This window comes from Paenibacillus sp. FSL L8-0638 (assembly GCF_038593075.1).
Classification (GTDB): domain Bacteria; phylum Bacillota; class Bacilli; order Paenibacillales; family Paenibacillaceae; genus Paenibacillus; species Paenibacillus polymyxa_D.
On sequence record NZ_CP151960.1, the window covers coordinates 76,402 to 87,569 of the forward strand.

At 46.3% G+C, this 11,168-nt stretch carries 9 protein-coding genes; all 9 read left to right on the forward strand.

Annotation, left to right across the window (positions count from 1 at the left end; translation table 11 throughout):
- Nucleotides 1-38: 38 nt before the first annotated feature.
- Nucleotides 39-1,565, forward strand: coding sequence for a lysine--tRNA ligase (gene lysS, locus MKY35_RS00370; RefSeq protein WP_029514639.1), 1,527 nt, complete (start codon nucleotides 39-41; stop codon nucleotides 1,563-1,565).
- 85 nt (nucleotides 1,566-1,650) lie between these two features.
- Nucleotides 1,651-2,988, forward strand: coding sequence for a TrkH family potassium uptake protein (locus MKY35_RS00375; protein WP_342445285.1), 1,338 nt, complete (start codon nucleotides 1,651-1,653; stop codon nucleotides 2,986-2,988).
- Nucleotides 2,989-3,281: 293 nt separating this feature from the next.
- The gene (locus tag MKY35_RS00380) at nucleotides 3,282-3,815 is read left to right on the forward strand and encodes a hypothetical protein (protein WP_340953598.1); all 534 of its coding nucleotides are present in this window, start codon (nucleotides 3,282-3,284) and stop codon (nucleotides 3,813-3,815) included.
- A 462-nt stretch (nucleotides 3,816-4,277) separates the two neighbouring features.
- A complete protein-coding gene (fabI, locus tag MKY35_RS00385) occupies nucleotides 4,278-5,048 on the forward strand; it encodes an enoyl-ACP reductase FabI (protein ID WP_029514642.1) in 771 nt (256 codons plus the stop codon).
- Nucleotides 5,049-5,060: 12 nt separating this feature from the next.
- Nucleotides 5,061-6,521: a class I adenylate-forming enzyme family protein gene (locus MKY35_RS00390; RefSeq protein ID WP_342445286.1), complete on the forward strand. Its 1,461-nt coding sequence runs from the start codon at nucleotides 5,061-5,063 to the stop codon at nucleotides 6,519-6,521.
- Nucleotides 6,522-6,565: 44 nt separating this feature from the next.
- Nucleotides 6,566-7,789: an aldehyde dehydrogenase family protein gene (locus tag MKY35_RS00395; protein ID WP_342445287.1), complete on the forward strand. Its 1,224-nt coding sequence runs from the start codon at nucleotides 6,566-6,568 to the stop codon at nucleotides 7,787-7,789.
- On the forward strand, nucleotides 7,786-9,486 hold the full coding sequence (locus MKY35_RS00400; protein ID WP_342445288.1) for a thiamine pyrophosphate-binding protein: 1,701 nt from the start codon (nucleotides 7,786-7,788) through the stop codon (nucleotides 9,484-9,486). The genes MKY35_RS00395 and MKY35_RS00400 overlap by 4 nt, the downstream gene beginning before the upstream one ends.
- Nucleotides 9,487-9,509: 23 nt before the next feature.
- Nucleotides 9,510-10,751: a beta-ketoacyl-ACP synthase II gene (gene fabF, locus MKY35_RS00405; RefSeq protein WP_342445289.1), complete on the forward strand. Its 1,242-nt coding sequence runs from the start codon at nucleotides 9,510-9,512 to the stop codon at nucleotides 10,749-10,751.
- A gap of 4 nt (nucleotides 10,752-10,755) precedes the next feature.
- The gene (locus MKY35_RS00410; protein ID WP_342445290.1) at nucleotides 10,756-11,163 is read left to right on the forward strand and encodes a 3-hydroxyacyl-ACP dehydratase FabZ family protein; all 408 of its coding nucleotides are present in this window, start codon (nucleotides 10,756-10,758) and stop codon (nucleotides 11,161-11,163) included.
- Nucleotides 11,164-11,168 lie beyond the last annotated feature (5 nt).

The window sequence follows — 11,168 nt, forward strand, 5'->3', positions numbered from 1 at the left end:
GGCCCGTCTATTCATATTGAAGGAGCTGATTTAGCACCATGTCGGATGAAACTACTAACCAGGAAACACAAGAAAACCGCGAGGAATTAAGTGAATTATTGCAAATTCGTCGTGCCAAATTGGACGAGCTTCGCTCATTGGGCATTGATCCTTTTGGACGCAAATACATACGCACGGCTGAAGCGGGCGTACTACTGAGCAAGTATGACAGTTTGACTAAGGAAGAACTGGAAGAAAAGAATATTGAAGTTAGCATAGCAGGCCGTATTATGGCTAAACGTGTTATGGGAAAAGCCAGCTTTGCTCATATACAGGATCTTAGCGGACGTATTCAAATTTATGTTCGTCAAGATACGGTTCCTGAATCCAAATATAAAGCATTTGGTATTTTGGATCTGGGCGATATTGTTGGTGTTAAGGGTGTGCTCTTTAAGACCAAAACAGGCGAAACGACAATCAAAGTGCTCGATATTGAGGTCTTGTCCAAATCCTTGTATCCATTACCAGAGAAATATCATGGTCTGAAGGATGTTGAATTGCGTTACCGTCAGCGCTATGTCGATCTGGTTATGAACCCTGAAGTACAAAAAACGTTCATTACACGGTCCCGTATTATTCAATCCATGCGTCGTTATCTCGATTCGCTCGGCTATTTGGAAGTTGAAACCCCAACATTACATTCCATTGCTGGCGGAGCGGCAGCGAAGCCATTTGTTACGCACCATAATGCATTGGACATGCAGCTTTATATGCGTATTGCTATTGAACTCCATTTGAAACGACTAATTGTCGGCGGAATGGAGAAAGTATATGAGATCGGTCGTGTTTACCGTAATGAAGGTATTTCGACCCGCCATAACCCTGAGTTTACGATGATTGAGCTGTATGAAGCGTATGCTGATTATAAAGATATCATGCAATTGACGGAAAACATGGTTGCACATATTGCGCAAGAAGTACTGGGCACACAGCATATTCAATATCAAGGCCAGGAAGTGGATCTGACGCCGCAATGGCGCAGAGTCTCCATGGTTGATGCTGTTAAAGAAGTAACAGGCGTAGACTTTAGCGTGCAGATGAGTAATGAAGAAGCTCATCGCCTTGCGAAAGAGCATAAAGTTCCGGTTGAACCACACATGACCTTTGGCCATATCCTGAATGCATTCTTTGAGCAGTTCGTAGAAGAAACGCTCATTCAGCCGACCTTTATTACTGGACATCCGGTTGAAATCTCGCCGTTGGCCAAGAAAAATGAACAAGATCCGCGGTTTACGGATCGCTTCGAGCTGTTCGTGGTCGCTCGTGAGCATGCGAATGCGTTTACTGAGCTGAATGATCCAATCGACCAGCGCCAACGTTTTGAAGCTCAATTGCTGGAACGTGAGCACGGTAACGATGAGGCTCATGAAATGGATGATGACTTTATCCGCGCCTTGGAATACGGTATGCCGCCAACAGGCGGATTGGGCATCGGCATCGATCGTTTGGTCATGTTGCTGACAGATGCGCCTTCCATTCGCGATGTGCTGCTTTTCCCGCATATGCGTAACCGCACAGTAGAATAACATAACATTATGAATATAGAGGATCAGCCGGGCTTCCCGTGTCTTGTTCCTCTTTTTCATAAGAACGGATGGAGAGAATACTCTAATGAAACGCAGCGTCAAGCTTAGTCGGTTCGCATCGCCTCCTTTTATATTGGTCATTGGATATTTATTGATTATTGCATTAGGTACTTTGCTACTGATGCTTCCTGTTGCCAATCATAGTGGTCATGCTCCGCATTGGATTGATTCGCTTTTTACGTCCGTCTCAGCCGCTTGTGTCACAGGACTAGTCGTTGTTGACGTCGATTCAACGTATACGATGTTTGGCGAAACCGTCATTTTGGTGCTGATGCAGCTAGGCGGGCTGGGGTTTATGACCTTAGCGACCTTGTTTGCGCTGTTGTTGGGGCGGCGATTATCGTTGAAGGATCGGTTGCTGCTTAAGGAGGCTATTAATGCTGATAGCATGGAAGGGATCGTGCGTATTATTCGCAAGGTGCTGATCTTTTCTTTTACCATTGAGGCGATAGCTGCCGTCGTCTTGGCTTTGCGGTGGATGCGAGAGATGCCTGTCGGACAAGCGATATATTATGGAATATTCCATTCCGTATCCCTCTTTAATAACGGGGGATTCGATCTGTTCGGGACTAGCTTCCAACAGTATGCTGGAGATTTCGTTTTCAATATGATTGCATCTGTGCTCGTTATATCAGGAGGCTTGGGTTTCCTGGTGCTTAGCGATCTGTTCGATTTTCGCCGTACCCGGAGACTGTCTCTACACTCCAAAATGGTACTAAGCGTGTCGGGAGTGCTCATTGTGGTTGGTGCGCTGGTTATATTTATTTTTGAGTTTACCAATGCACGAACCTTGGGCGCGTTGAACTGGGAAGGCAAAGTATTTGGATCTGTCTTTCAATCGGTCTCCACGAGATCATCAGGTACGAGCACAGTCGATGTCAGCGGGTTAAGGCAGGCAAGTCAGTTTTTTATTATGTTGCTGATGATTATCGGTGCTTCTCCGGGCTCCACTGGAGGAGGCATTAAAACGACTACGTTTCTGCTTATGGTAGGTGCGCTAATCGCCGTCATGCGAGGACAGAAGGAAATCGTGTTTTTCCGTCATAGGGTCCCCAAAGATATCATGATGCGGGCGCTGACCATTATTGTACTAGCCCTATTTATATTCTCGATTGTGGTTATACTGCTCTTAATGACAGAGGATGCCCCATTTCTCTCCCTGGCATTTGAGGCTGCTTCCGCAATCGGAACGGTAGGGTTGTCCGTAGGAGTGACGCCAGGGTTGTCTGACGCAGGCAAGCTGATTATTTGTGTGACTATGTTTATTGGTCGAATTGGTCCTCTTACGATTGCCTATGCCATTCGTCCACGCTCAACCAAGACATTGTACCGTCGTCCCGAAGGGCATATCGTAATTGGATAGTGTATCTGTAAAAAAGATGTACCCGTGCTGACTAGCATAGGTACATCTTTTTTTCATTTCAGATCATCATCATTCTTTATGGGTAGCATATCATGTAAAATGCCCATTTTGAGAACAAGACGAAATAGTTTGAACAGATACTGTTTTTCACAGAAAAAACGGCTATTTGTTTCCTTTTATGTAATTATAGACAAAATACTAGGAATATTATGTATAATATTGTATGATAGTGGGCATGAAAGGGGGATAGTTGAGGTGAATACCAATTTCTAATTTGAAAGGAATCGTCCATTATGTATTTATTTATTATTAGTGCTGAGGTTTTGTTTTGGGTTTTTGTTGTTGCAGGGTTAGTCGCAAGGTATATGTTTGGGTTGAAGAAATTAGGTGGGCTTCTTTTACTATTTACCCCCATTATTGATATCCTGTTACTAATTGCGGTGTTCATCACGGTGAAAAGTGGCATGGAGATTACGACTGCTACTGGCTTGGCGGCCTGTTATTTTGGTATTACAGTAGCATTTGGTCATAGGTTAATTAAGTGGGCGGATGTACGGTTCTCCCATTGGTTTGGTAAGGGACCCAAGCCTGAACGCAAGTATGGTGCTGCTCATGCAAAAGAGGAACGGATAGGTTGGTTGCTTCACCTTTTGGGTTGGGCTATAGGTAATGCTTTGTTGCTCGCCATCATTGTGTATGTTGATGATCCTCAGCGTACGGTGTCTTTGGAGGGCATTATGCAAACATGGGCGATCGTTCTGGTAATCGACTTTGTTGTCTCCTTTAGCTATACTTTAGCTCCCAAAAAACAAAAGCGTAGTCTATAAAGGTTAAGGCTTTACACTTAGATGATATCTGGCTGGTCACTCAGGATGTTCAAATCGGGAGAGTCATTGTTGGTGAAAATGAAGTGGTTACTTCCGGTAATGGGGTGAGTCTGTCATTGGAATGTAAATATTTACAAAAATATGCGAATTTTATGTTTAACTTGCTTTGACAGTCACCTTATTTTCGCCTCGCTACCTTTTTTCACACACATGTATCCCTTTCGATTTGAACACAGATCAACAGAAGCAACGCAATTATTTTTTGTGAGATGACAGACAGCATACATGATGTGTTACACAAATTTTAAAATAAATTTTGTGATTTGCCTAAAACGTCGCCTATCTAAGTTTGGCAATTAACGCGATAATATTCCAGGAAAGATTACATATGTCTATAAATGTAGACATATGCAATTAAGTTGTTATTTTGTTTAAAAATGTAAAAAAAGAAAGGTGGTTTCTGTGGCAGTACTACTGAGCGGTAAGAACATTTTGATTATGGGCGTGGCTAATAACAGGAGTATTGCTTGGGGGACAGCTCAATCTTTAGCTGCTGAAGGAGCACAGCTCATTTTTACTTACGAAAATGAGAGGGTTGCAGAGCGGGTACTAAAGCTTGCTGAAACCATTCCGGGAGCACTGGTCTGTCCTTGCGATGTACAAAGCAATGAAGAGCTTGATGCATTGGCGGATTTTCTAAAAGAAAAAGTAGGCGTGTTGCATGGTTATTTTCACAGTGTCGCCTATGCTAAGGCTGAGGATTTGGATGGCTTGTTCGTTGACACTTCTCGCGAGGGATTCGCCGTTGCACAAGAAATCAGCGCCTATTCCTTGGCTGCTGTATCCCGTCGAGTGTACCCACTGATGACAGAGGGTGGGAGTATCGTCACCATGACGTATATTGGCGCAGAACGAGCGATCAAAAATTACAATGTTATGGGTGTGGCGAAGGCTTCACTGGAAGCCAGCATGCGCTATCTGTCGAATGATCTGGGCACATATGGCATTCGTGTAAATGCGATTTCCGCTGGTCCGATACGGACTTTGGCTGCCTATGGCATTAAGGATTTTAACACAATGCTCAAACATATTGAAGAAACTACGCCCCTACGCAAGACGGTTGATACGTCGGAAGTCGGAGATACGGCGTTATTCCTATTTTCCCATTTATCGAGAGGCATTACGGGTGAAGTTATCCATGTAGATGCTGGATACCATATTACGGGGATGTAAGGAGGGAACGTTGTGCTTATTACGCATACGGATTGCCGTATTATCTCACCTGAAGGAATTATGACTAGGGAGCGTCTGGAGCGGGACGTTACGATCTTCTCCCGGATGTTGACTCTCAGAGGAATTCCCGAAGACGGTAGAGTGATTCTGAAAGCGGCCAATTCCTATTGGTTTGTTGTGTCTCTGTTCTCCCTGTGCAATATTGCTGTTTCGGTGACTGTGGTGGACGAGCAGACTGTGCTCGATGAGGTGGCCCAAATCTATGATGAAGCGGGTGCCTGTTGCATCCTTACGGATTCCGATTTAGAACTTCCTCATGCTCTCGTTATTCTGATTCAAGATCTGATTCAAGAAGAAGCAGTACACCCGGATTGGGTGGGAGAGCCAAAGCTTGAAGCCCTCGACTTTAACAAGTGGTGCGAGAGGTCAGATGCGCTCATTCTGTATTCTTCAGGTACGACGGGAAAACCCAAGGGAATCGTGAAAGCTGGTTCAGCTTTTATGGAGAATATCAGGCATTCCATACACGCCATGAACTACTTACCGTCTGACCATATGCTCCCCGTTGTGCCTTTTTCTCATTTTTATGGAATCTCACTTATCTTCTCCTGGTGGTTAACCTCATGTTCTCTCATCATCTGCAATCCAAAAAACCTCTGGAGCGTCATTGCAAGTATTACGAAAGACCGGGCGACGGTCGTAGACGCTAACCCCTCTGCTTTTTACACCTTGTTGCGTATGCTAAACCGAAAACCCGAACAACTGGAAATGGTCAAGGAAGCTCCGGTGCGTATGTGGTGCGTAGGCGGTTCCCCACTTACTCGAGACCTTGAAGAGAAATTTAACAACATATTTGGACAGCCCCTGCTGAATGGTTACGGCCTTTCTGAACTGGGCAACGTTACGCTGGGGACGCTAGAGTGTCCGAAGGGTTGTGGCCTACCATTACCTGGTGTGGATCTGAAAACACTAGATTCTACAGGCAACCAGCAGGCGGACGGTATCGTAGGCGAAGTGTGGATACGCAGTGCTGGATGCATGGAAGGTTATCTAAATCGTCCAGACCTGACGCAATCCGTTCTACAGGATGGCTGGTTCAAGACGGGGGATCTGGGCTATCTGGATGACGGAATGCTGTATGTCATTGGTCGCAGCGGTAAGACGGTCAACCGGATGGGCTACATGGTATCTCCGGTCTATATTGAGGACCGGATTGGTTCGCTAGGTTACCGATCCTGCGTGATCACCTTGGAGGATGAGGCTAAAGGGACATTGCTTGTTGCATTCATCGAAGGCGAATCCTCACAAGCCTTGTCTGCACTCCGCAAAGAAATAAATCGTGTACTCCCTTCATACATGTTTCCCGATCTTTTGCTTCCGCTCGACCATTTTCCTTTAAATCGCAATGGGAAAGTAGATCGTCTGGAGATGGAGCGTATTGCCCTGGAGAAGGTTGCTTCTCGCAAAGTATAGCAAAATATTTACCAAAACCGCATATAGGAAAGGGAGAATGTGCCATGAGTATAAATCCAGAGTTGGCAGAAAACACACTGTTTTTGAAAAGGCATGAATCTATTCTGAAATGCCTCAATTATTTGATTGAAAATCGGCAGGAAGTGATGGATATTCTCACGCAATTTTCATCCTATCGGGCTGCCAATGCAGAAATTGACTCCACGATCCTCACACTTCAAGGTGCTCTGCAAGAAGTGCAGACTTATCAGCCAAGCTGGCAACGATCTATGGCTGTATTCATGCCTTCCAACGTCATTTTGTACTCCTATGCATTATACCTCTTGATTCCGTCCCTGTACGTTGAAAATATAGACTTTCGCCCTTCTTCTCACGTAAACGAGTACGTCAACATGCTGCATGAAAAGCTTCAGGCTGTACATGGATTACCCATCTATATTCGTAAAGTTAGCCAGAAGGTGTTCATGGAGAATTCCGTTATGCCAGCTGATATTGTAGTGTTCACCGGAAGCTATACCAATGCAGAGAAGATCAAAAAACAGATTCGAAAAGATCAGCTCTACATTTTTTACGGACAAGGACTAAATCCTTTCATCATCGGGCCTGATGCAGATCTGGAGCTGGCGGTTACCGATGTGATCCGGATGAGATTGTTCAACTCTGGACAGGACTGCCTAGGCCCCGACATCATTCTGGTACATCAAGATGTGAGTGAGCATTTCAAAGATCTGCTGATTCAACAGCTTGACCAACTCGTGTTTGGAGCCAACAATGATCCGAACGCAAACTATACCCCTATATTCTACAAAGACACGCTATATTCGGTTTCTGAGTATTTTAACACGAACGATAAGTTTATTATTTATGGCGGCGGCATTGATTTCCGTACGAAAAAGATGGAGCCAACGGTTGTATATAGTGAATTGGATCAGAATCTGGATATTATTGAGTACTTTTCTCCAGTCTTCAATGTAGTTAGCTACCAAGACGACGAGCAACTGATCAAGCGTATTTCCTCCAGTTATTTCAGTGAACGTGCAATGGGTTGCAGTTTATACGGATCGGAGCACCTGACTGACGTTCTACGAAAGAAGCACACATTGACCATTAATCAGACGCTTGAGGATGTCGACCAAGGCAATAAGCCTTTTGGTGGCTACGGCACGATGTCGAACTATATTTTTTACGATTTCAAGCTCATTTCGAAGCCGATCTTGATTTCAGAAATTGTCGCAGAATATTTGTCGGAAAAGAGGAGTTTGGTATGACTGCGAGCTTCTTTCCCTGGGATGCCATCATTGGCTATTTAAAGTCGGCTGGGGTTCAGCATCTCTTTGGATTACCCAGTGATGATCTCAAAATTGTATCGTCACTCCCCTCATCTGGTATGGATTTTATCCTGTGCAAAGATCAGCGTAATGCTGTGTTCATGGCAGCAGGTTATGCGCTCACCACCAACCAGATGTCCGTGTGTGTTGTGGGGAAAGGCCCTGCGCTCAGTAATACACTTACAGGGCTGCTGGAAGCCAAGAACCTGGGCGCTCCGCTCCTGCTTCTGGCGCTTGGTACCGGAGGAGATAAGCTGGGTACCCGATCCTTTCAGGAAGCCGATCAAATCTCACTTGTGAAGCCGCTTGTAAAATGGGCTTATCGTGTCGAGCATGTGGATCGGCTTGTATGGGCGATGGAGCGGGCTGCCTTTTTGGCTATCAATGGAGCGCCGGGTCCTGTCTATATCGAACTCCCTGAAAACCTGATGGACCAGCCTGTGCCAAAAGTGCTTCAGTTTACCCCGCCCGAGAAGCTGTCGTGTTCTCCGTCTCTGCGGGAGTTGGATGGGGCTTGGGCGATTATAAAGACGGCCCGCAGGCCGCTCATTCTAGTCGGAGGGGGAATGAAGTCAGGTACAGGTGATGTGATTGAGCGGTTCGCTCACCAACATGGAGCGGCCTTGTTCGCAACTGCCTCGGGACGGGGTGTAGTGGATGAAGAACACGAACTTTTCTGCGGTGTTGCCGGACTCTATACGGATCTCAGTCTAAGACAAATCTGGAAGGAATCTGATGTGGTGATCACACTGGGTAGCCGCTTGGAAGAAACGGCTACGTTCGAGTGGGATATTCTGCTACAGGATACACCTTTGATTCAAGTCAATGTAAATCTGGAGGATTTTGCCCACGAATACAGGGGTATCAAAGTGCTTGGTGATGGATATGCAGCAGTGGAGCAATGGCATGATCGGCTAGGGCAGAAGCCTGATGGAGTGTGGCTTGAAACAATCAGGAGCTGTAAAGAGAAGGCTTTTTCTCATAGGGCTATCTATCTGGAGGAATTGCAAAAGGCTCCTGGGATCCACGTTCCTGAGCTGTTGGAAATCATTCAGACGGAGTTTCCTGAAAATCTAGTGCTTCTTCAAGAGAATGGATTGCAGGATATGTGGTCCTACTTTTATCCATATTTCCGCTTTACTCAAGGCTCTCTTTCGATTGTCCCCAGTGATCAAACAAGCCTAGGATTCGGTGCGGCTGCTGCTCTGGGAGCAAGTGTGGCAACGCAACGTCCAGTAGTGGCACTTGTAGGTGACGGTGCGTTCAATCTCTTCTTTTCGGATTTTATGACAGCGGTAGAATATCAAATACCGTTAATCTATATCGTACTCAATAATGGTGGCTATGGTTGGTTGCAGAATCAGATGAATTATAAACATCTCACAGGGCAGTCCCTCCCGTTTGTTTCTGAGGCGGCCAAGACAGGAATTCAAATTCCCCAGTATGAGTTTGTGGAGAGCCTTGCAATTCGGAGTAAGGGAGAGGCACGGGAACAGCTTCAGCTTGCTTGGCAAAAGTATCAGGAAAACAAGCTTGTGGTCGTCGAGGTATATGCTGATCTTGCGGATGTGCATGAAAAAATCAGTCATGTGTATGGCGACTTTCCTCTCTACGAGCAACAGGCTTCCAAGAATTAATTTCAACGAAGGACGTGGATACAGTGAGAAGACGTGTTGTAGTGACTGGACAGGGAGTCGTAACGCCGGTCGGGCTTAATCTTACGGATTTCTGGAATTCATTATTGGAAGGAAAAAGCGGAATTGGACCTGTCACTGTTTTCGATACAGCGGACATTCCGACAAAGATCGGTGCACAGGTTACGGGCTTTGACCCATTGCAATATATGAGCAAGAAGGAAGCTAATAAAGTCGCACAGTTCACTCAGTTTGCTTTGGCGGCTGCCCGCCAGGCAGTGGAGCAATCAAAATTAGTGATTGATGAGCGGAATGCAAGTCGCGTGGGGGTTATCGTCGGCTCTGGAGCAGGCGGCCTCGACGTTGTAGAGGAGAACTATGGGAGATTAACAAAGCTTGGTCCCAAAAGAGTTTCTCCTTATTTTGTTTCCTCGATGATGATTAATTCAGCACCTGGTGAAATCTCCATTGCTATTGGGGCCAAGGGGCCTTCGTTTGCTGTGGTTACAGCTTGTGCTACAGGAAGCAATGCCATCGGTGAGGCATTACGTACGATCCAGTACGGCACGGCTGATGTCGTGGTTGCCGGTGGAGCAGAAGCCAATTTTAGTCAGCTTGATCTGGCATCTTTTGCGAATATTCATGCTCTCTCCAGACGTAATGAAGAGCCACAGAAGGCCAGTCGTCCGTTTGATGTGGATCGCGATGGATTCGTTATCGGTGGAGGAGCAGGGGTGCTGGTGCTGGAGGAGTTGGAGTATGCTCTGAACCGCGGAGCCACCATTCTGGCCGAAGTTGTGGGTTACGGATGCACAACGGATGCGTATCATATCACGGCTCCAGATCCCTCAGGCTCCGGACCGGCAGAAGCGATCAACATCGCATTGCAGGATGGCGGCTTGACGCCGCAGGAAATCGACTATGTTAATGCCCACGGTACGAGTACGCCATTTAATGATCGTATGGAGATTAATGCTATTCAAAAAGTGTTCGGGGAGCATGCCCCCCGTTTGGCGATATCGTCTATTAAATCCATGACTGGTCATTTAATGGGCAGTGCAGGGGCAGTCGAATTAATTGCGACTGTGCAGAGTATGATTCACAGCAAAGTACCACCGACACTCAATTGCGACAATCCTGAAGCTCCTGAATTGAACTTTGTGCCGCATGTATATCAGGAACGCGAGGTCCGCGCGGCGATTAGCAATTCATTTGGTTTCGGAGGGCACAACGTCTGCCTTGCTGTTCGCAAGTGGGAAGGGGAATAAGCCTGTGAGCGAAGAGCTAATCCATATCCCGGATGTGCTTCCGCACCGGTACCCATTTCTACTGTTGGATGGCGTGACCGGGTACGAAACGTCGCAATGGGCGAAGGGATACAAGCTTGTCACCTGGAGTGAGTGGTTCATTACAGACACTAACCCATGCATGCCTCCTATGTTGATTGTGGAGTCGCTTGCACAATTGGCGGCATTCGTGGCGGTTGATAAAAAAGGGATTTCATACCTGACCAATCTCAATGGGATTCGGTTCCATAGCTTGGCGAAGCCTGGGGACCGAATTGATCTCTACTTTGAAGTAATCAAGCGTCGGCGGGGCTATTTACTCGGCAAGGGTCGGGCTTCCGTAGGCGATCGATTGGTGGCTGAGGCGGAAGAAATTGTTTCACTGGATCAATGACGGGG